This window comes from Streptomyces sp. NPDC045431, assembly GCF_040646655.1.
In the GTDB taxonomy this organism is placed as follows: Bacteria; Actinomycetota; Actinomycetes; order Streptomycetales; family Streptomycetaceae; genus Streptomyces.
This window is the reverse complement of sequence record NZ_JBEZAQ010000001.1, coordinates 221633-242766: the sequence shown is the minus strand read 5'-3', so window position 1 is coordinate 242766 and position 21134 is coordinate 221633. Positions and strand designations below refer to the sequence as shown.

Sequence of the window (21134 nt, the reverse complement as noted above, 5' to 3'; positions counted from 1 at the left end):
GTGAGCGTGCGGGCTGAGGGATCAGGCGGGGCCCAGGGGGTTCGGCGGCAGGTGGAGCTGCCGGAGGACCGATATGCCGAGGAGCTGGCGTTCCTGGCGGCGTACGACGACGGCCCGCGGCCGCCGGGGTGGCGCTTGACCCCGCGCGCGGTGGTGGTCTTCGTGTGCGGTTCCGGTGGGGAGGCACTGGAGTCGGGTGACGGCCGGCGTCTGGTCGTGTCGCGGAAGTTCGTGGGTGACCGGGCGCTGGTGGAGCGGTGCGTGGTGACACTGGCCGGCGAGCGCGGACTGCTGCTCGTCGGCGAGCCGGGCACCGCGAAATCGATGCTGTCGGAGCTGCTGGCCGCCGCCGTGTGCGGCACCAGCACCCTCACGGTGCAGGGCACCGCCGGTACGACGGAGGACCAGCTGCGGTACGGCTGGAACTACGCGATGCTGCTGGCCAAGGGGCCCAGCCGGGAGGCTCTGGTGCCCTCGCCGGTGCTGACGGCGATGGTGCGGGGTGCGGTCGCCCGGGTCGAGGAGGTGACCCGTTGTCTGCCCGAGGTGCAGGACTCGTTGGTGTCACTCCTGTCGGAGCGGCGCATGTCCGTGCCGGAGCTGGCGGGGACGGGTGAGCCGGGCCGGGAGGGCGAGGACGGGACGGTGCACGCGGCGCCCGGCTTCACCCTGATCGCCACGGCCAACCTGCGCGACCGGGGCGTTTCGGAGATGTCCGCCGCGCTCAAGCGGCGCTTCAACTTCGAGACCGTCGGCCCCATCGACGACGTGGCGGCCGAGACGGAGCTGGTGCGGGCGCAGGCCACGGCGGCGCTGGCACGCGGCGGGGCGGCGTTCGCGCTGGATGAGGCGGTGCTGGAGGCGCTGGTCACGGCGTTCCGGGACCTGCGCACCGGGCGCAGCGCGGAGGGCTGGGAGGTGGAGCGGCCGTCCACGGTGATGTCGACGGCGGAGGCCGTACAGGTCGCCACCTCCATGGGGCTCGGCGCGGCGTACCTCGGCAACGGCCGCGATGTGGTGCGTACGCTGCCGGGCCATCTCCTCGGCACGGTCCGCAAGGACGACCCGGCGGACCACGGGCGGCTGCTGGGGTACTGGGACGGGCCGGTGCGGCGCCGTGCGGAGGGCGGGGCTCCGCTGTGGCGGACGCTGTGGGAGCTGCGCGATGAGCTCACCTGACGGGCCTGCGGAGGCGGTGGAGGAGCTGGCGGGGTGCCGTGACCCGTTCCTGATCGGGGTACGGCACCACTCCCCCGCGCTGGCGGCGTCCGTGCCGGCGATGTTGGCCGAGGCGGCACCGGAGGTGCTGTTGGTGGAGCTGCCGGAGGAGTTCGCGCCGTGGCTGGTGTGGCTGGCGGACCCGGCGACGGTGCCGCCGGTGGCGCTGGCCGGCAGCGGTGGTGCTGACGGTGGACTGGTGTTCCTGCCGTTCGCGGAGTTCTCGCCGGAGCTGGCCGCGATCCGCTGGGCGCGGGAGGCGGGCGTCGAGGTGGTGCCGTTCGATCTGCCGTTGGGGGCTCGGGGTCGGGGCCGGGGGGCTTCGGCACCGGGGCCCGTGCAGGTGCCGGGGCCGGCTCGGCCGTCGGCGACGTCGGCGTCGGCGTCGGCGTCCGTTGCGGCTTCCGCTTCCGCATCCGCTCTCACTTCTCGCGAGCGGGGGATCGCTGCTGCTCTGCAGGCACGGGCCGGGGGCCGGGCCGGGGACGACCTGTGGGACCGGCTCGTCGAGGCCGCCGCTCCGGGTGCGACGCCCGAGGCGTTGCGGCGGGCGGCGCTGGTGGTGGGCTGGGCGCTGAGGGCGGACCAGGAGGCGGTCGATCCGTACGACCTCCGGAGGGAGGCGCACATGCGGCGCCGGCTGGCCGCATACGCGGGCTGGCGCGCGGCGGCCGTCGTCGGCGCGTTCCATGCGCCTGCGCTGCTGCCGGCGGTGACGCGGGAGGGTGCCTCCGAGGAGACCTGCTCCGGTGAGGCGGCACCAGGCGACTCGGCTCTCGGTGAGGTGGCTCCCGGTGGGGTGGCTCGCGGTGAGGTGGCCCCCGGTGGGGTGGTCACGTCGCTCGTGCCGTACGCGTACGGGCTGCTGGACGAGCGCTCCGGCTACCCCGCCGGGATCCGTGACCCGGAGTGGCAGCACGGCGTCCACGCCGCCGCGGGGGACCTGGCGCTGATGGACGAACTCCTGCTGTCGACGGCGGTACGGATCTGTGCCGCGGTACGGGACGCGGGCCACCCGTGTGGGCCTGCCGACGCGCGTGAAGTCGTGCGACTGGCCCGGGATTTGGCCACGCTGCGGGGGCTGCCCGCCGCCGGGCGCGGGGAGCTCGCGGAGGCCGCGCAGTCCGTGCTGACGCAGGGCCGGCTCTTCGGGCGAGGCCGGGTCGTGGCCGCGGCGATGGAAAAAATCCTGGTCGGCGACCGGCGCGGGAGGCTCGCGCCCGGCACGCCGCGCTCCGGTCTGGGACCGGCGGTGGAGGCGCTGTTGTCGCGGTTGTCGCTGCCGACGCCGGACGCGCCCGCCGCGCGTGAGCTGCGGCTGGACGCCTTGCGCGCGGAGCTGGACCGGGATCGGGAGGTCTGCCTGCGGCGGCTCGCGGTGTGCGGAGTGCCGTACGGGCATGAGGCCGATGTCGCGGGCGTAGGCGGGGCCGACGCGCTCACCACGCGGTGGACGGTCGCCTGGTCGCCGTCCACCGCGGCGATGCTCGATGTGGCGGGCGTGCATGGAGTGACCCTCGAGCAGGCGGCCACCGGGGTGCTGCGGCAGCGGCACGCGGTGCAGGCGCGTGAAGGCGGCCCGACGGCGGTCGAGGTCCTGGACAGCCTGCGGGAAGCGGCACGGTGCGCGCTGTCCGGTCTGGCGGCCGAGCGGCTCGCGGAGGTGGCCGTCGCGCTGCCCGCATCGGGCACGCTGCCGCAACTCCTCGACGGCCTTGCGCTGTTGGACCGCCTCCGGTCCGGTCATGTGCCGGGCCTGCCCCAGGGGTGGCAGCGTGACGCGGTGGACGCGGCGTACGAGGAACTCGCGGCGGCCGGGGTCCGTGCGCTGGACGGGCTGGCCGGCTCCACGGATCCGGAGGACGCCCGCGCGCTCGTCGCCCTCGCGGCGCAGGCCGACACCGCGTCGGGCGGCGGCCTGCGGCTGGCCGACGCCCTCGCCCGGCTCGACGCCGGAGCCACGCCCCTGATCCGGGGGGCGGCGGGCGCGGCGCGCGTGCTGCTGGCGCAGCGGGACGCCGGGGAGTTCGGAATGCGGCTGGCCTCGCGGGCGGACAGCGCCACGACGCCCGAGCTGCGGGCGGAACTGACCGGTCTGCTCCGCGGGGCCCTGCTGGCGGCGGCGCCGCTCCTGGAAGCGGGCCGCGCCCTCGACCCGTTGCTCGAACGGGTGGAGACCTGGCCGGACCGCGCCTTCCTGGACCGCCTGCCCGCGCTGCGAGCCGGGTTCGACACGCTGTCGCCCGCGGCCCGTTCACGGCTGCTGGCCGTAGTCGAGGACCGCACAGGTTGCGCCTCGTCCGGCTCCCTGCCGGCCGAGATACGCGATCCGGCGGCGCTCGCGCTCCTCGCCCGGGCGGACCTGGCGGGCCGCGAGGCACTGGCGGCAAGGGGCTTCGGCGCGACCCCCGACCGCGCGACCCCTGACAGGGCAGCCCCCGACCGGGCGACCCCCGCCGGCGCGGCCTCCCGCGGCAGGGGTTCCGACGGCGAAGCTGCTGCCGACGGGGCCGGCTCGGCCGGCGTGGATCCGGCCGGTATGGGTCCGGCGGCGCCCGACGGGGTGCGCTCGGGCATGCCCGAGGCGGGGGCACTCACCGCCGGAGAGCGGTGGCGGCTGCTGCTCGGGCGGGCGCGCGAGTTGACCGGGGCCGCCGGGCGGCTGGCCCGGGCGCTCGACGAACTGTACGGGCGGGGCCGCGGAGAGGGCTCGCGAGGCGAAGAGGCCGCCGGTTACGGGGCCGGAGCCGGCGACGGGGCACCGTTCCCGGACGTACGGTCCTGGTCGGAGGAGCTGGCCGCGCTGTTCGGGCCCGGCGTACGCGAGGAGGTCCTGGCCGCTGCGGCCGACGCGGGGCGGCTGGATGCCGCGCTGGAGCTCAACCCCGAGGCGGCCCGCCCCTCGGTGGAGCTGCTGCGTACGGTCCTGTCGTACGCGGGGGGCCTGTCGGAGCAGCGGCTCGCCCGCTTGCGGCCGCTGGTCGCCCGACTCGTACGGGAGTTGACGCAGGCGCTCGCCAACCGGCTGCGCCCCGCACTGACCGGGCTCGCGCATCCGCGTCCCACGCGGCGCCCCGGAGGGCCGCTGGATCTGCCGCGCACCCTGCGCGCGAATCTGGCCTCGGCCCGCCGCGACCCGGTGACGGGCGCGGTGACCGTCCTCCCCGAGCGGCCCGTGTTCCGTAGCCGGGCGCGCAGGCAGGCGGACTGGCGGCTGGTGCTCGTCGTGGACGTGTCCGGGTCGATGGAGGCGTCCACCATCTGGTCCGCGCTGACCGCGTCCGTCCTCGCGGGAGTGCCCGCGCTCAGTACGCACTTCGTCGCCTTCTCCACCGAGGTGCTGGACCTGACGGGCCACGTCGACGACCCGCTGAGCCTCCTGCTGGAAGTCAGGGTCGGCGGCGGCACCAGCATCGCGCGGGGCCTGCGGCACGCCCGCGAGCTGGTCACGGTGCCGTCGCGCACGCTCGTCGTGCTGGTCAGCGACTTCGAGGAGGGCGGCCCGGTCGGTCCCCTCCTGTCGGAGGTGCGGGCGCTGGTGGACGCGGGCTGCCACGTCCTCGGCTGCGCCTCGCTCGACGACCAGGGGCGGCCGCGGTATTCGGCGGGCGTGGCGGGGCTGTTGGTGGCGGCGGGCATGCCGGTCGCCGCGCTCAGCCCCTTGGAACTGGCCCGCTGGGTCGGCGAACGCGTAGGAGGTACGCAGCGGTGACGGAACTTTCCCCTGGTCTGCCTCCGGTGGCCGCGGAGGTGGTGGCGACCGCGCTCGACCTGCTGCCCGCACGGCTGCGCAAGCGCGTGGACGGCGCGGTGGCGAAGGCGGCCGGCTGGCCGGTGGGGCGCACGGCCGACGGTGTGCTGGTCCGCGCCGGTGACGACACGGTGGTGACGCTGACGACGGCGGCCGCCGGTGTCGTGGCGTCGGCGGAGGCGGCGGTGTGCAGTTGCCTGCTGGCCCCGGCCTGCCTGCACCGTGCGGCGGTCCTGTCCCGTGCGCCGGTCGCGGAGGAGGGCCCCGCCGAGGCGGCGGCCGTGCCGGCAGAGCAGCCCGGTCCCCGGCAAGCGCAGGAGCAAGCGCAAGCGCAAGCGCAGGAGCAGGGTCCGGAGCCGGGGCAAAGGCAGGGGCCGGGTACGGGCGAGGGCGCGAGCGACGGCCCGGGGACGGCGTGCGGAGACGGCGGGCTCACCGCCGCGCAGGCGGTGGCGCTGCACGCGCTCGGGGACGCCGCGGTGGCGGTCCTCGCCGCGGGCGTGGCCGGGGCGGGAGCCGTGGTGCGGGCCGAGCTACTGCGGGCGGCGCACTCCGCGCGGCTCGCCGGGCTGCACCGGCCCGCCGCCGTCGCGGTACGCGTCGCGCGGCGCCTCGGAGAGGCGCGATCGGAGGACCCGGCCTTCCGGTTGCCCGAGTTGTCCGCCGACCTGGCCGCGCTCCTCGACTCCGTACAGCGTCCGGATGCGGCGGTGCTGGGCGGCCCGGTGCGGCGCGAGTACCGGCCGTCCCAGCCGCTGCGGCTGTACGGGCTGTTCACCGAGCCGGTCGTCACGGCGTCGGGGTACGCGGGTGCGACGGTGTACGCGGTCACGCCGGACGGCTCCTTCCACACCGTGTCGGACGTGGCGCCCGGCGGCCCGGAACGGGCGGTCCAAGCGTCCGCCACGGCTCTGGTGCCGGGTGGCTCCGCGCTGCCGCTGCGGGAGCTGGGCGACGGCGGCGGGGTCATCCTCACCTCGCCGACCGTCTCGGCTGACGGCCGGATCGGCGGCGGCGGGTCGGTGCGTTCCGTACGGGCGGCGGGGTGCGCCTGGCACGAGCCGCCGCTCGCCACACTTTGGGGGCGTCCGGCGTCCGCCCAGCTGGATGCCGCCCTGGACTGGCTGGCGCAGCCCGCCGACGAACGTCCGGCGGGCGGCGACCTGCTGTTCCTCACGGGTACGGTCGTCGGCGATGGCGGCCGCGCCCGCTTCGCCGTCGACGGCGGGCCGGTCGTCACGCTGTACGCGCCGGACGAACGGACCGAGTTGCCGTACGCCGAGAACCTGCGGCTGCTCGCCGCGCGCCCGGGCCTGCGGCTGAGGCTGATCGCCCGGGCCGCCGCTGATCCGGCCGGCGCGGTGCGGGCGCTCGCGGCGGCCTGGGCAGGTCACGACGGTGAGCCGGTCCGCGCGGACCTGGGCCTGCGGAGGCTGAACCGTACGGACCTACCCGCCGCGGGGGCGCTCGCGGCCTCCGGGCCGCCGGTGCCGGAGGCGTGGCCCGACGCGTCGCCCGGGACGTCGCCCGGGACGTCGCCGGAGACCTTGCCGCTGGAGCTGGACCTGCTGCGCCGCGCGGTGGACCGTGCGGTGGCGGGCGGCCGCCCCGTAGCGGCGGCCGCGGCCGACGGTGACCTGCCGCGCAGGCTGCGCGCCGTGGGCCTCACGACCGGGGCGCGGTGCGCGCAGGAGCTCGAGGACGCGGCCACGGCACGGAGCCTGGACGCACTGGGGCGCCTGCTGCCCGCGGACTCGGGCGCGTTCGCCCCGGCCTGGCTGGCCGCGGCCGTCTACGTGTCGGCAGCGTCGCGTTCGCTGGTGTCGGCGGCGTGGGCGAGCTCGGGGCTGATGCCGGGGCACGGGTCGGAGACGGGGACGGGGCCGGGGACGGCTGATGACGAGAGCCAGACCCGTAGGGGGCCGGTGGCCTTGAAGCCGTGACGCAGGGCGGCTGCGAGGTCGTCGCCGTGCTCGTACCCGACGACCGGCATGCCCGGCCAGCGGTCGGCGATCGCGGCGAGGCAGCCGGGCCAAGCGTCGGGGCCGAACAGGTTGGAGACGCCGACCACGCCGGTGGTGGCCGCGGTGGCGTCGGCGGTGGCGGTGGCGGTGGCGGCGGTGCGGCTGACGACGGCTCCCGCGACGATACGGCCGTCCCCCGCGCGGCCGGCGAGGACCGTGGTCGCCGGGTCGGCGAGCAGCGCGGGGCGGAAGAGGTCCATGCGGTCGCCACCGTTCCAGGCCGTCTGCCAGGCGGCGAGCTCTGCGACGGTCTCGACCGGTTCCCACGCTCTGGTGACCGGTCCCGGGGCGGCGAGGGCAGCGGGGCGGTGGATCCACTGTCCTTCGAAGAGCACCTCGAAGCCGTGTGGCGTCAGATCCAGCTCCGCGAAGCTGTCCTTGACCGAGCAGCCGGGCGTGCTCCGGTCGACGGCGTCCAGCATGGCGCGTATCTCGGTGTCCGATGCACCGGGGGCGAGGGTGACGGCGTCCGGGTAGTACGGCGGAGTGCGGCGCGGGTGCGTCCAGGCGCGGTCACCGAACGTCCCACCTGGGAGCCCATGGGCCCTGCACATCGCATCGCACCACTCGGCGTTGTTGCGGGCGGCTGCTTCGCGCTTCATGTGGCGATCGTGACAGGTGTGGTGACGCTACCCTGCCCCCTATCGAACTTTCCGAAACACGGAATATATTTTCCGTTGAATCGGGACTTGGGGGTACTCATGGCTACGGACCGGGCTTTGCCCCGCCGCGCAGTCGCCGAGCTGGTCGGCAGCGCGGCACTGGTCGCCGTCATCATCGGCTCCGGCCTGCAGGCCAGCGCGCTCAGCGACGACGTCGGCGTGCGGCTGCTCGCCAACTCGCTGGCGTCGGCGATCGGGCTCGGCCTGCTCATCGCACTGTTCGCGCCGGTCTCCGGGGCACATCTCAACCCCGTTGTCACCCTCTGCGTCTGGTGGACCCGGCGACGCGACGGGGACGGGCTGCTCGGGCGCGAGGTGGCGCTGTACATCGGCGCGCAGCTGGCCGGAGCGGTCGCCGGGGCGCTGCTCGCCGAGGCGATGTTCGGGCGGGCGCCCGGCAGCTGGTCCACCCAGATGCGGTCGGACGGGCATCTGCTGCTCGGCGAGACGGTCGCCACGGCCGGGCTCGTCCTGCTGATCCAGGGCTTGGACCGGATCGGGCGTGCCGGGTTGGCGCCGGTGGCGGTGGCGGCGTACATCGCGGCGGCGATCTGGTTCACGTCGTCCGGGTCGTTCGCCAACCCGGCGGCGACGGTCGGCCGGTCTCTGACCGACTCGTTCACCGGGATCGCCCCGGCCTCGCTCCCGGGCTTCATCGCGGCGCAGCTCGTCGGCGGGCTCCTCGGCGCGGGGCTGGCGAGCCTGCTGTACGGGAGGCGGCCGCCCGGGGCCGAGCCGGCCGCGGGCTGAGTCCGGCGTTACGCCGGGCCGGTTGCCTGCCCGGTTGGGCGCGCGACGGGCCGGTTGCCCATCCAGCCAGGCGTAGGGCGAGCCGGTTGCCCAGCCGGGCGCAGGCGGGCCGGTTGTCGGGTGAACTCGTCGTCGGGTGAACCGCGCCGGGGCCTTTCGCGTCGGAGTGGACAGGGCGGGAACACCAAACGGAGGTTCGTACATGCGACGCACGCGGCTGCCGCTGCCGCCACGGAGCCGGCGGGGACAGCGGCGGGTGGTGCAGGCCGTCATGCTCGGGTGCGTGCTCGCGCTCGCGCCCACGACCTGGATGCACGCCGTCGCCGACAGCCGGCTGCGCACCGCCGACGACGTCCCCGCCCACGACGTCGCCGTCGTCTTCGGCGCGGGCCTGTGGAACGGCCGGCCGACCCCGTACCTGGCCCACCGCCTCGACACGGCCGCCAAGCTGTACCGGGACGGCAAGGTGAAGGTGCTCCTCGTCACCGGGGACAACAGCCGCGTCGAGTACGACGAGCCCGACGCCATGCGCGCGTACCTGAGGGAGCGGGGCGTTCCGGACGGGCGGATCGTCAGCGACTACGCCGGTTTCGACACCTGGGACTCGTGCGTGCGCGCGAAGAAGGTCTTCGGCGTCGACCGCGCGGTCCTGGTGACGCAGGGCTTCCACATCCAGCGGGCCGTGACGCTGTGCCGGGAGGCGGGCGTCGACTCGTACGGGGTCGGCGTGGCCGAGCCGCACGACTCGGTCTGGTACTACGGCGAGGTGAGGGAGCTGGCGGCGGCCGGGAAGGCGGCGGTGGACGCGGTGTTCGAGCCGGAGCCGAGGTTCTTGGGGCGTGAGGAGCCGGGTGTGGCGGAGGCGTTGGCGTCTCCTTGACGGCGGTACCTCCCCCGCCCCGGCCCTCCCCCCGGGCCTCCCCCGCCACGCCCCTTCCCGCACGGGAGCGCCCCCCGGAGACGCCCGACGACCCCCGGCTCACCGGCCGGACCCCACCACATGGAGAGGGACGTACCGGGGGCGTAATGCGGCGGGTGCGTGGGCGTAACACGGGCGTCGCATGCTCGGGGGCATGCTCACCGCCACCACCCCCACGCACTGTCCGTACTGCTCCCTGCAGTGCGGGATGAACCTGCGGCCCGCCGGGCAGGGCGCCGGACAAGGCGTCGAGGTGGTGGAGCGCGCGGACTTCCCCGTGAACCGGGGGGCCCTGTGCGGTAAGGGACGTACCGCGCCCGCGGTGCTCTCCTCCCAGGCCAGGCTGGTCGGGCCGCTGGTCCGACGCCCCGCCACAGGCAGGCTCGAGCCGGCCACCTGGGAGGAGGCTCTGCGTGCCGTCGCCGACGGGCTGCGCGGCACCAGGGAGCGCCACGGGGCCGACGCCGTCGGGGTCTTCGGGGGCGGCGGGCTCACCAACGAGAAGGCGTACGCGCTGGGCAAGTTCGCCCGCCTCGTCCTCGGGACCTCGCAGATCGACTACAACGGCCGCTTCTGCATGTCCTCCGCCGCCGCGGCGCACCAGCGGGCCTTCGGGCTCGACCGGGGACTCCCCTTCCCCCTGGAGGACATCCCGCGCACCGGCTGCGTGGTCCTCGTCGGGTCGAACCTCGCCGAGACGATGCCGCCGGCCCTGCGCTACCTCACCGAACTGAGGGAGAACGGCGGCCGTCTCATCGTCGTCGACCCGCGCCGCACCCGTACCGCCGAGCAGGCCGACCTGCACCTGGCTCCCCGCCCCGGCACCGATCTCGCGCTCGCCCTCGGGCTGCTGCACCTGGTCGTGGCCGAGGGCCGCACGGACGAGGACTTCATCCGGGAGCGTACGACCGGCTGGGCCGACGCCCGCGCCGCCGCGATGTCCCACTGGCCCGCGCTCGTGGAGCGCATCACCGGCGTGCCGGTGCCGCAGCTGCGGGAGGCCGTCGCGATGTTCTGCGACGCCGACAGCTCCATGGTCCTCACCGCCCGCGGGCCCGAGCAGCAGTCCAAGGGCACCGACACCGTCGGCGCCTGGATCAACCTGTGCCTGGCCACCGGCCGCGCCGGCCGACCCCTGTCCGGTTACGGGTGCCTGACCGGGCAGGGCAACGGGCAGGGCGGCCGCGAGCACGGCCAGAAGGCCGACCAGTTGCCCGGCTACCGCAAGCTCGACGACCCCGCCGCCCGCGCCCACGTCGCCGGCGTCTGGGGTGTCGACCCCGACAGCCTCCCCGGCCCCGGCCGCAGCGCCTACGAACTCCTCGACGCGCTCGGCACCGACATCAAGGCCCTCCTCCTCATGGGGTCCAACCCCGTGGTCTCCGCGCCGCGCGCCGCGCACATCCAGGAGCGGCTCGAGTCCCTCGACTTCCTCGCCGTCGCCGATGTGGTGCTGTCGGAGACCGCCGCGCTCGCCGACGTCGTCCTGCCCGTCACCCAGTGGGCCGAGGAGACCGGCACCCTCACCAACCTCGAAGGCCGCGTCATCCTCCGCCGGCGGGCGATCGACCCCCCGGAGGGCGTACGCAGTGACCTGGAGGTCATGAACGCCCTCGCCGAGCTGCTCGGCTGGGAGAAGGGCTTCCCCGCCGACCCCGAGGAGGTCTTCGAGGAGCTGCGCCGCGCCTCGGCCGGCGGCCCCGCCGACTACGCGGGCATCAGCTACCGCCGCATCGCCGAGGAGGACGGGGTCTTCTGGCCCTGCCCCGAGCCGGCGCACCCCGGCACGCCGCGCCTCTTCCTGGAGCGGTTCGCCACCCCGGACGGGCGGGCCCGCTTCGTACCCGTCACGCACCGCCCGGCCGGTGAGGAGACGGACGACGAGTATCCGGTGGTGCTGACGACCGGGCGTGTGGTCTCGCAGTACCAGTCGGGCGCCCAGACCCGGCGGGTCGCGGAGCTGAACGCCGCCGCGCCCGGCCCGTTCGTGGAGCTGCATCCCCGGCTGGCCGAGCGGCTGGGCGTCGCCGAGGGCGAGCCGGTGGCCGTCGTGTCGCGGCGCGGGCGGGCGGTGGCCCCGGCCCGCATCACCACCGGCATCCGGCCGGACACGGTCTTCATGCCGTTCCACTGGGCGGGCGAGGGCCGGGCCAACACCCTCACCAACCCCGCCCTCGACCCGACCTCCCGCATGCCGGAGTTCAAGGTGTGCGCGGTACGTCTCGAAGCGGCGGACGGCCCGCCGACTGCGGCTGCCCCTCCGTCCGCGGCCGGCCCTGCCACCCCGAACGATCCTCCGGCCGCGGACGGCTGAGCCAGTCGCCGCCCGCGATCGGCGGGCCGAGCCGCGCCGCCGGCGCCGCGACGTACACCCACGCCCGCACCGTCCGCCCGTCCCGCGTCCGCCGTACGTCGCAGACCTCGCGCTCGTACAGGTTCAGCGGGTGGCCGGGGCCCAGGTACTCCTCCAGGCCGTCCAGTACGGAGAGGAGGGCGCCGTACTCGCCGGGCGCCGCGCTGATCAGCTCGCCCGCGACCTCACCCCGCCCCTCGGCGCGCGCCAGGTAGGGGTAGCCGGGGCCGTCGTGCAGGACCGCGCCGGGCAGCCGGGCCGGCTCCTCGGCCGCCGTGCGGCCGCGCAGGAACAGATCGTGGTTGTACTCGCCCGGCCGCAGCGTCCCGTACACGAAGAACGGCAGCTCGTTCATCGTCATCGCGCCGACGTCTCCTGCCGCAGCCACGCCAGGTAGCCCGTGCTGCCCTGGACCACCGGCATGGCGATGATCTCGGGCGTCTCGTAGTCGTGCGCCGCGACGAGGTGCGCCTCCAGCGCGTCGTAGGACGCCTCCGTCGTCTTGAAGAACACCTGCCACTCCTGGCTGGTCTCGATGGCGTTCTTCCAGTGGTAGACGGAGGTGACCGGGCCGGAGATCTGCGCGCAGGCGGCGAGCCGCGCCTCCACCGCGCCGCGGGCCAGTTCCTCGGCCTTCTCGGCGCTGTCGGTCGTGGTGAGCACGGTCAGGGCCAGGGTCACGGTCGTCTCTCCTCCACGGTGGTCATACGGCGGCGGCGAACTGCGCCGCGTACAGCCGAGCGTACGCACCCCCGGACGCGAGGAGCTCCTCGTGCGTGCCCTGCTCCACGATGCGGCCCGCCTCCATCACCAGGATCACGTCCGCGTCCCGGATGGTGGAGAGCCGGTGCGCGATCACGAACGACGTCCGGCCCTCCCGCAGCGACGCCATCGCGCGCTGGATGAGGAGCTCGGTGCGGGTGTCGACGGAGCTGGTGGCCTCGTCGAGGACAAGGATGGACGGCTCGGTGAGGAACGCCCGGGCGATGGTGAGGAGCTGCTTCTCGCCGGCGCTGAGGTTCGCGCCCTCCTCGTCGACCACGGTGTCGTAGCCGTCGGGCAGGGTGCGGATGAAGCGGTCCGCGTGGGTGGCCATGGCCGCCTCGACGATCCGCTCGCGCGGCACCTCGCCCGGCACGCCGTACGCGATGTTGTCGGCGATCGTGCCGCCGAAGAGCCAGGTGTCCTGGAGCACCATGCCGATACCGGAACGCAGTTCGCGCCGGGACGTCGTCGACACGTCGACACCGTCGAGCAGGATGCGGCCGGCGGTCGTCTCGTAGAAGCGCATGAGCAGGTTGACGAGCGTGGTCTTCCCGGCGCCGGTCGGGCCGACGATGGCGACGGTCTGGCCGGGCTCCACGGTCAGCGACAGGTCCTCGATGAGCGGCTTGCCCGGCTCGTACCGGAAGGCGACCTTCTCGAAGGAGACCCTCCCGGCTTTGCCGCGCTCGCGGGTGGCGGCCGCCGACGTCGGGGTCCGCACCTCGTCCTCGCGCTCCTCCTCCGCGTCCAGCAGGTCGAAGACCCGCTCGGCCGACGCCACCCCGGACTGGAGGAGGTTGGCCATGGCCGCGACCTGCGAGATCGGGCCGTTGAACTCGTACGAGTACTGCACGAAGGCCTGTACGTCGCCGATCGACAGCGTCCCGGACGCCACGCGCAGTCCGCCGACGACCGCGATGAGGACGTAGTTGAGGTTGCCGACGAAGGCGGTGGCGGGCTGGATGAGCCCCGACATGAACTGGGCGCGGAAGCTCGACGCGTACAGCTGCTCGCCGAGCTCGTCGAAGGCCACGACGGCCTGCCGTCTGCGGCCGAAGAGCAGCACCTCGGCGTGGCCGGTGTACGCCTCCTCGACGTGGGCGTTGAGCTTGCCGGTGACGGCCCACTGGCGGACGAACTGCGGCTGGGCGCGCTTGCCGATGAGGGTGGCGACCACCACGGAGACGGGAACGGTCGCGAGTGCGATGAGCGCGAGCAGGGGCGAGATCCAGAACATCATCGCCAGCACGCCGACGAGGGTGAGCAGCGCGCGGACCATCTGGCTGAAGGCCTGCTGCATGGTCTGGGTGATGTTGTCGATGTCGTTGGTGGCCCGGCTGAGGATCTCGCCGCGCGGCTGCTTGTCGAAGTACGCGAGCGGCAGCCGCGCCAGCTTCGCCTGGGCCAGCTCGCGCAGCCGGTGGCCGGTCCGCTGGACGGCGGTCATGGCGAGGCGCATCTGCACCCAGGTGAGGGCGGAGGAGGCGGCGATGACGCCGACGGCGAGGGCGAGGACCTCGCCCACGGCCCGGAAGTCCACGCCGGCGGGGCTCGCCGCGCCGGCCACGACCAGGTCGGTGGCGTGGCCCAGGATCCTGGGCGCCGTGACGGCGAGCGCGACGGCGGCGGTGCCGGCGGCGAGGACCCCGAGGACGAGGCGGCGCTCGGGGGCGAGGGTACGCAGCAGCCGGAGCCCGGAGCGGCGGAAGTCCAGCGAGCGTTCGAGGGACGGCGTGGCCACCGTGCCGGGCCCCCGCTGCACGACGGGGCCCCGCCGCTCGGGTGCGGCCCGCCGCTCGGATGCGGCCCGCCCCGCGGGCGCAGCCCGCCCCTCGGGGGTCGGCTTCTCCTCCGCGTTCACGCGGCTTCCTCCTCGGTCAGTTGGGAGAGCACGATCTCCCGGTACGTGTGGTTGTCCCGCAGCAGCGCTTCATGCGTGCCGGTGCCGACGACGCGGCCCTCGTCGAGGACGACGATCCGGTCGGCGTCGCGGATGGTCGACACCCGCTGGGCGACGATCACCACCGTCGCGTCCGCCGTCTCGGCCGCCAGCGCCGCCCGCAGCCGCGCGTCCGTGGCGTAGTCCAGTGCCGAGAACGAGTCGTCGAAGAGATAGACGGCCGGTCGGGCGACCAGCACGCGGGCGATGGCGAGGCGCTGGCGCTGTCCGCCGGAGAGGTTGGTGCCGCCCTGGGAGACCGGGGCGTCCAGCCCTTCCCCCAGCTCCCGTACGAAGTCGGCGGCCTGCGCGACCTCCAGCGCGTGCCACAGCTCCTCGTCCGTCGCGTCCGGATCGCCGTACCGCAGGTTCGTCGCGATCGTCCCCGAGAAGAGGTACGGCTTCTGCGGTACGAGCCCGACCGTCCGCGCCAGCGCCTCGGGATCCAGGTCGCGGACGTCGACGCCGCCGACGCGGACTTCGCCGCCGGTCGCGTCGAAGAGCCGGGGCACCAGGTTGAGCAGGGTGCTCTTGCCGCTGCCGGTGGAGCCGATGACGGCGGTGGTACGGCCCGGCCGGGCGACCAGGTCCACGCCGCGCAGCACCGGTTCCTCGGCGCCCGGGTAGCTGAAGTCGGCCGCGCGGATGTCGAGATGGGCGGGGCCGCGCAGCGCGTGGACGGGTGCGAGGGGCGGGGCGACGGACGGGGCGGTGGCGAGCACCTCCTGGATGCGTTCGGCGCTGACCTCGGCGCGCGGCAGCTGCATCATCAGGAACATCGTCATCATCACGGCCATCAGGATCTGCATCAGGTAGCCGAGGAAGGCGATCAGCGAACCGGCCTGCAGGGAGCCTGAGTCGAGTCGCAGCCCGCCGAACCAGATGACGGCCACGGTGGCCGCCTCCCAGACCAGCAGCACCGTCGGGAACATCAGCGCCATGAGCCGCCCGGCGCGCAGCGCGACGTTCATCAGCTCGGCGTTGGCGCCGGCGAAGCGGTACTGCTCGTGCCGGTCGCGGACGAAGGCGCGGATGACGCGGGTGCCGGTGATCTGCTCGCGCAACACCCGGTTCACCGTGTCCAGCCGTTCCTGCAGGCTGCGGAACAGCGGCGGCAGGCGGCGGACGATGAGCCCGACGGAGCCGCCGAGCAGCGGTACGAAGAGGAGTAGGAGCAGCGCGAGCGGTACGTCCTGGCCGACGGCCATCGCGATGCCGCCGAGGCACATCAGGGGCGCGGCGACGAGCAGGGTGAGGGCGAGGACGGTGAACGTCTGCACCTGCGTGACGTCGTTGGTGGTGCGGGTGATCAGGGACGAGGCGCCGAAGCGCCCCATCTCCCGTACGGAGAAGTCCTGTACGCGGCGGAAGACGGCGGACCGCAGGTCGCGGCCGACGCCCATGGCGACGCGGGCGGCGCAGTACACGGCGGCGGCCGCGGCCGCGACCTGGAGCAGGGTGACGGCGAGCATGACGCCGCCGGTGGACAGGATGCGGTCGGTCTCGCCGCGCAGGACGCCGTTGTTGACGATGTCGGCGTTGAGGGTGGGCAGGTAGAGGGTGGCGAGGGACTGGGTCAGCTGGAGGAGGACGAGCAGCGCGATCGTCCGCCGGTACGGGCGCAGGCGGGCGCGCAGCAGTCGGGTCAGCACCATGGGGGCGCGCCTCAGCCGGCGTACGGGCGGACGGACTTGGCGTCGCGCAGGGCGTGGGCCCACCAGGCGAGCTGGTCGAGCATCGTCTTCGCGGCGGCGTCGGGGCCGGTGGGGTCCTTGTGCCGGCCGGTCTCGTCGAAGTGGCCGTGGGCGTTGTGGAAGGAGACGGTGTCGCGGATGGTGACGGCGTGCATCTCGGCGAAGACCTGGCGCAGTTGCTCGACGGCGCGCAGGCCGCCGGACATGCCGCCGTAGGAGATGAAGCCGACGGGCTTGGCCTGCCACTCGGTGAAGTGCCAGTCGATGAGGCTCTTGAGGGCGGCGGGGAAGGAGTGGTTGTACTCGGGGGTGAGGACGACGAACGCGTCGGCGTCGGCGAGCTTGGGGCTGACCTCGGCGAGTGCGGCGCGGGCCGCCGGGCCGGGTTCGCGGGAGAGGGCGGTGGGCAGGTCGGTGGCGGCGAGGTCGACGACGTCGACGGTGAAGTCGTCGCGCTCGGCGGTCCGGGAGAGGAACCAGTCGGCGATGACGGGCCCGAAGCGGCCCTCGCGGTTGCTGGCGATGATGACGGCGAGCTTCAGCGGCGTGGCGTTGGTGATGTCCATGCCGAGGAGCCTCCTACCTCAACCAAACTTGAGGTCAAGCCTCTCTTTCGCCGGTCGGGGTCACCCGTTCGGTGCGCGCGGCGCGGGCCGCGCCTCCTTCCCCCTCGGTGCCGTCCCGACCTGCGGAAACGCCCGTACGAAGTCGGCGCGGCGACCGGTAACCGAGCCGTCATCGGCATGCGGGCGCGGGGGTCGCGGCCTTACCCATGGGACAAGGACACCGCCCGCTCGCTCGGAGGACCCCTCATGCGCACCACCATCCGCCCGCTGACCGGTACCGTGCTGGCGGTCGCCTCGCTCGGCGGCATCGCCGTGGCCTCGCCGACCGCGTACGCCGGAGACCTCGGGCGGCTGGAGGTCTACCCGTCGAGCGCCGCACCGGGCCAGACCGTCACCGTCAACACCACCGCCTGCGGCAAGAACGGCAAGGGCGTCGGCGACGCGGGCTCCCTGGGCGCAGGCGAGTTCAAGCTGGCGCCCGGCACCCACCAAGAAGTGGTGATCGGGCAGTTCCGGGTGCCCGCGCACGCCAAGCCGGGCACGTACGCCATCAGCGTGGCGTGCCAGAACGGCAAGACGGCCACCGGCGACCTGACCGTCACGCAGGCCGCCGGCGGCGGCACCGGCGGCACAGGCGGGACCGACATCGGCGGCAAGGAGACCGGCGGCCACGCGCAGGAGCAGCCGCCGCAGCAGCAGCTGCCGGAACAGCCGCGGGAGCAGGCGCAGGAACAAGGGCACGCCAGCGGTGTCGGCCACGTTCCGAGCGGACCCGTCAAGACCGGTGTCGGGGGCAGCGTCGGCCCCGACACCGCCCAGATCGCGGCGGGTGCGGCCGTCCTGGCCGCGGCCGCCGTCGGCGGGGTCTGGCTCCTGCGCCGCCGGGCGAGCGGCGCGCAGGGCCACTGACCCGCCGCTCCGCTCCCCGCCCCCCCGCCGCGCGCGCCCCGAGGCCGCGGTGCGGGCGGGGAGCACCACGGGCACGCACGGCACAGGAGGCGGGAAAGCCCCATGAGCGCAGGCGGCAGCGGCGGCTATGGCTTCGGCTCCGGCAACGGCAGCGGCAGCGGCAGCGGCAGCTATGGCTTCGGCTCCGGCAGCTATGGCTCCGGCTCCGGCTCCGGCAGCGGGAGCCGCAGCGGCAAGGGATGGGGGGTGGTGATCGCCGCCGTCGTCGGCGTGTGGCTCGTCCAGAACGGCTCCGCCGACGTCACGCCGCCCGCGCCCTCCGCCGCCGAAGCCTTCGCCGCCGGCGGCCCGCACCAGCACACCGAGGCCGCCGCCGGCCCCCTGCCGCCCTCCGCACCCGTCCGCGTGCGCATCCCCGACATCGGCGTGGACGCACCCGTCATGCGCCTGGGCCTCGCCCCCGACCGCAGCCTGGAGGTCCCGCCCGTCGGCGACCCGAACATCGCCGGCTGGTTCCAGCACGGCACCCCGCCCGGGGCCAAGGGCACCGCGATCATCGCCGGTCACGTCGACAACGCCGACGGCCCCGCCGTCTTCTACGCCCTCGGCGCGCTCAGGAAGGGCCATCGCGTCGAGGTCACCCGCCTCGACGGCCGCACCGCCGTCTTCGCGGTCGACGCGGTCGAGGTGTACGACAACGACGACTTCCCCGACCACAAGGTCTACGGCGCCGCCCACCGCGCCGAACTCCGCCTGATCACCTGCGGGGGCGAGTTCGACGCGAGGGCCGGCTACCAGGGCAACGTCGTCGCGTACGCGCACCTCATCGGTCGTAGGTGAGGAAGAAGGCGCCGTTCTCCAGTGCGGTGTGGTCGGTGAGCTTCCAGCCCCGCGGGTCGAAGGCGGTGTCGCGGGAGAAGAGCGGGATGCCGTTGCCGATGGTGAGGGGGCTGAGCTTGACGATCAGCCGGTCGATCTCGGGGTAGAGGGCACCGGCCAACCCCGCGCCGCCGATCAGCCAGATGTCCTTGCCGCCGCTCTCCTGCTTCAGCTCCCGGACCTTCGCGGCGGGGTCGCCTGCGACGAGTTCCACGGCCGGGGCCGGCACCTCGGTGAGGGTGGTGGAGAAGACGAGGTGGCGCAGGTGCGGGTAGGCGTCCGGGACTCCGGCCGCCAGGCCGATCTCGTAACTCTTGCGGCCCTCGAGGACGGTGTCGAAGTGCGTGCCCTCGGCCGTGATGCCCAGCGCCTCGCGGGCCGGGCCGGGGAGGGTCTCGGGGTAGGTGGCGGACATGTGCTGGATGTAGTCCGGCGTGATCGGCCAGAAACCGTCGGGGCCCGTGGGGTCGGTGCCGTCGGGGCCGGCGATGAAGCCGTCGAGGGTGGAGGCGATGTAGTAGACGAGCTTGCGCATGGAGACCCTTCGTGGAGCGGACGTCGGTGGAGCGGATGACGCTGAAACGGAAGCCGGCGAGCAGATGGCGGCGGAGCAGATGACGGTGCGGACTGCGGTGGGGAGCGGATGACGGCCGCGGGGCCCGGGGCGGCAGGAGGCGGTTCGGTCAGCCGTGCAGGTGCAGGGCCCAGGCCGTGCAGCCGAAGGCCGCGGTGTGCAGGAGGGCTCGTACGGTGTTCCACCTGACCCACGCCTCCTCGAACGCGGCGCGGGCGGCGGCGAGTCGGTCGTGGTCGGCGGCGAGGGCGGCCACCTTGTCGAGCGCCTCGTTGAGCGGGACGTTCTGCGTCCCGGTGACGAAGAAGGCGGCGGCGTACAGCACGAGCGCCGCGATGACCCAGAGGCGGACGGCGCCGGCGTTCGGCCCGCCCCCGGCGAGGAAGGCCGCGAGGAGCAGCAGGGGCAGCGGCAGCAGGAAGGGGATCAGGAACCAGACGTTGATGATGGCCCGGTTGATGTTCTGCATGACCTGGACGAACGCGTGGTCGTCCGAGCGCGCCAGACCGGGCATCACGGCGTAGGCGAAAGCCGCGAACAGCCCTGCCATCAGCCCGGCCGCGAGCGTGGACGTCGTCAGGGCGACGGTCTGGAGCACTCTCATACGCCACCTTCCTCGGTCGCCGCGGCCCACTCCACGAACTGGACGACCACGCCGTTGGGGTCGGTGATCTGGAAGAGCCGCTCTCCCCACGGTTCTTCGCGCAGCGGCATGGTGATCTCGACGCCCTCGGCCCGGAGCCTGGCCTCCTCCTCCGCGATGCCGCCCTCGAGGGTGAACGCGAGGATCAGTCCACCGGCGTGCCGGTCGCGCTGGTCGGCCGGCAGGACCTCGGTGCCGCGGCGCAGCAGGACGACGTCGGCCGCGGCGTCGGGGCGGCCGAGCGAGGCGAAGCCGTCGGCGGCCATCCGCTCCTCGTATCCGAGGTGTGCGGTGAAGAAGGCAGAGGATGCGGCGACGTCGTCGACGGTGAGCGAGACGGCGGATGCGGTGATCTGCACGTGGGTCCTTTGCTCGAAGCGGACGGAGGAGCGAGCCACGCCCCCGCCACCGCAAAATTGCGACGGACGCAAACTTAGATCCGCCGCACGCGGCATGTCAACATAAATTTGCCATGGAAGTAAATTTATCTCCAGCATCCTGTTCAGTACCACTGATCGAACGCGAGCTTGGCCACCAACGAGAAGACGACCACCAGCAGCACCCCCCGCACGAAGCCCGCGCCCTTGCTGAGCGCCGTACGCGCGCCCAGCATGCCGCCCGCCAGGTTGAACACCGCCATGACGGCGGCCAGCCGCCACAGCACGTTCCCCTGGTACGCGAACATCGCCAGCGCACCCGCGTTGGTGCACACGTTGACGATCTTCGCGGTCGCGGACGCGGTCACCAGGTCCAGATGGAGCACCGCGGTGAGGGCCAGCACCAGGAACGTCCCCGTCCCCGGACCGAACAGCCCGTCGTAGAAGCCGATCCCGCCGCCGACGAGCACGATCGCCGTCACGACGCGGGCGCGGGTCACCGGGCCCCTGTCCCCGACGGTCCCGAACGACGGCCGCAGCATCACGAACGCCGCCACCCCCAGCAGCACCACCATGATCACCGGCCGCAGGGCCTCATCGTCGATCCCGTCCGCGAAGAACGCCCCGCCCATGGAGCCGGCGAGGGCCGCCAGCCCGACCCGCGCCGCCGTCCGTACCGACACCCGCACCGGCGCCCGGCGGACGTACGTCACGGCCGCACCCGTCGTGCCGACGATGGCCACCGCCTTGTTCGTGCCGAGGACCTGGGGGGCCGGTACGTGCGGAACTCCGAGGAGCAACGCGGGCAGGAGCAGCAGACCACCACCACCCACCACGGCGTCGATCCAGCCCGCCACGAGAGCGGCCGCACAGAGAAAGACCAGGGTGGTCAGCGATATGTCGGGCATGACCATGACCCTAGGGGACGAGATAGGTGCCCCGTCCATGAATGCGTGAGACTTGAGGTTCCTCTGAGGTCACCCGCTCTCTCCTGCCGCCCTTGCCGCCCCCCGCTCCCGTCCCTCACAGCCTCACCGCCCCCGCCCCCACCCGCTGAGGTCAGCTTTCCGCGCGCGAAACAAACGGGATGCGGCCGGGAAACACCGCCGAC

The 21134-nt window shown here is 74.2% G+C and carries 17 protein-coding genes; 7 read left to right on the top strand and 10 right to left on the bottom strand.

Going from position 1 to position 21134, the window contains the following annotated elements; genetic code table 11:
- Together AB0A69_RS01020 and AB0A69_RS01015 are read left to right on the top strand one after the other, a co-directional pair.
- Nucleotides 1–1179: an AAA family ATPase gene (locus AB0A69_RS01020; protein ID WP_361413854.1), complete on the top strand. Its 1179-nt coding sequence runs from the start codon at nucleotides 1–3 to the stop codon at nucleotides 1177–1179.
- Entirely contained in the window at nucleotides 1166–4930 is a 3765-nt protein-coding gene (locus AB0A69_RS01015; protein ID WP_361413851.1) for a DUF5682 family protein, read from the top strand. The genes AB0A69_RS01020 and AB0A69_RS01015 overlap by 14 nt, the downstream gene beginning before the upstream one ends.
- 1831 nt (nucleotides 4931–6761) lie before the next feature.
- Here AB0A69_RS01015 and AB0A69_RS01010 read toward each other — a convergent pair.
- Nucleotides 6762–7595 carry a hypothetical protein gene (locus AB0A69_RS01010; protein WP_361413849.1) on the bottom strand — a complete coding sequence of 278 codons (834 nt, stop codon included), beginning with the start codon at nucleotides 7593–7595 and terminating at the stop codon, nucleotides 6762–6764.
- A 99-nt stretch (nucleotides 7596–7694) separates the two neighbouring features.
- On the opposite strand from AB0A69_RS01010, the gene AB0A69_RS01005 reads away from it, so the two are divergent.
- From AB0A69_RS01005 to AB0A69_RS00995, 3 genes are all read left to right on the top strand, one after another.
- Entirely contained in the window at nucleotides 7695–8405 is a 711-nt protein-coding gene (locus tag AB0A69_RS01005) for an aquaporin (protein WP_361413846.1), read from the top strand.
- Between the two features lie 202 nt (nucleotides 8406–8607).
- Nucleotides 8608–9285, top strand: coding sequence for an ElyC/SanA/YdcF family protein (locus AB0A69_RS01000; RefSeq protein ID WP_361413843.1), 678 nt, complete (start codon nucleotides 8608–8610; stop codon nucleotides 9283–9285).
- Nucleotides 9286–9478: 193 nt separating this feature from the next.
- Nucleotides 9479–11638 carry a molybdopterin oxidoreductase family protein gene (locus tag AB0A69_RS00995; protein ID WP_361413840.1) on the top strand — a complete coding sequence of 720 codons (2160 nt, stop codon included), beginning with the start codon at nucleotides 9479–9481 and terminating at the stop codon, nucleotides 11636–11638.
- Here the strand turns inward: AB0A69_RS00995 and AB0A69_RS00990 are convergent.
- The 5 genes from AB0A69_RS00990 to AB0A69_RS00970 form a co-directional block, all read right to left on the bottom strand.
- The gene (locus AB0A69_RS00990; protein ID WP_361413837.1) at nucleotides 11526–12038 is read right to left on the bottom strand and encodes a gamma-glutamylcyclotransferase family protein; all 513 of its coding nucleotides are present in this window, start codon (nucleotides 12036–12038) and stop codon (nucleotides 11526–11528) included. The two genes, AB0A69_RS00995 and AB0A69_RS00990, sit on opposite strands and share 113 nt — an antisense overlap.
- Nucleotides 12035–12358, bottom strand: a complete 324-nt coding sequence (cutA, locus tag AB0A69_RS00985) for a divalent-cation tolerance protein CutA (protein WP_361413834.1) — start codon at nucleotides 12356–12358, stop codon at nucleotides 12035–12037. The genes AB0A69_RS00990 and cutA overlap by 4 nt, the downstream gene beginning before the upstream one ends.
- A gap of 22 nt (nucleotides 12359–12380) precedes the next feature.
- On the bottom strand, nucleotides 12381–14204 hold the full coding sequence (locus AB0A69_RS00980) for an ABC transporter ATP-binding protein (RefSeq protein WP_361415130.1): 1824 nt from the start codon (nucleotides 14202–14204) through the stop codon (nucleotides 12381–12383).
- A gap of 95 nt (nucleotides 14205–14299) precedes the next feature.
- Nucleotides 14300–16033, bottom strand: a complete 1734-nt coding sequence (locus AB0A69_RS00975; RefSeq protein WP_361415128.1) for an ABC transporter ATP-binding protein — start codon at nucleotides 16031–16033, stop codon at nucleotides 14300–14302.
- 14 nt (nucleotides 16034–16047) lie between these two features.
- Nucleotides 16048–16641 (bottom strand): NAD(P)H-dependent oxidoreductase, encoded by a 594-nt coding sequence (locus tag AB0A69_RS00970; protein ID WP_361413831.1) that lies wholly within the window; start codon nucleotides 16639–16641, stop codon nucleotides 16048–16050.
- A gap of 246 nt (nucleotides 16642–16887) precedes the next feature.
- Between AB0A69_RS00970 and AB0A69_RS00965 the strand changes: the two genes are divergently transcribed.
- Both AB0A69_RS00965 and AB0A69_RS00960 read left to right on the top strand, forming a co-directional pair.
- Entirely contained in the window at nucleotides 16888–17550 is a 663-nt protein-coding gene (locus AB0A69_RS00965; RefSeq protein WP_361413828.1) for a hypothetical protein, read from the top strand.
- A gap of 102 nt (nucleotides 17551–17652) precedes the next feature.
- Nucleotides 17653–18390 (top strand): class F sortase, encoded by a 738-nt coding sequence (locus AB0A69_RS00960; protein WP_361413825.1) that lies wholly within the window; start codon nucleotides 17653–17655, stop codon nucleotides 18388–18390.
- Here AB0A69_RS00960 and AB0A69_RS00955 read toward each other — a convergent pair.
- From AB0A69_RS00955 to AB0A69_RS00940, 4 genes are all read right to left on the bottom strand, one after another.
- Nucleotides 18374–18964, bottom strand: a complete 591-nt coding sequence (locus AB0A69_RS00955) for a dihydrofolate reductase family protein (protein WP_361413822.1) — start codon at nucleotides 18962–18964, stop codon at nucleotides 18374–18376. The two genes, AB0A69_RS00960 and AB0A69_RS00955, sit on opposite strands and share 17 nt — an antisense overlap.
- A gap of 148 nt (nucleotides 18965–19112) precedes the next feature.
- On the bottom strand, nucleotides 19113–19607 hold the full coding sequence (locus tag AB0A69_RS00950) for a DUF1772 domain-containing protein (RefSeq protein WP_361413819.1): 495 nt from the start codon (nucleotides 19605–19607) through the stop codon (nucleotides 19113–19115).
- Nucleotides 19604–20005 (bottom strand): VOC family protein, encoded by a 402-nt coding sequence (locus tag AB0A69_RS00945; RefSeq protein WP_361413816.1) that lies wholly within the window; start codon nucleotides 20003–20005, stop codon nucleotides 19604–19606. The genes AB0A69_RS00950 and AB0A69_RS00945 overlap by 4 nt, the downstream gene beginning before the upstream one ends.
- A gap of 143 nt (nucleotides 20006–20148) precedes the next feature.
- Complete coding sequence (locus AB0A69_RS00940; RefSeq protein WP_361413814.1) at nucleotides 20149–20931, bottom strand: TSUP family transporter; 783 nt, start codon at nucleotides 20929–20931, stop codon at nucleotides 20149–20151.
- Between the last annotated feature and the right edge of the window lie 203 nt (nucleotides 20932–21134).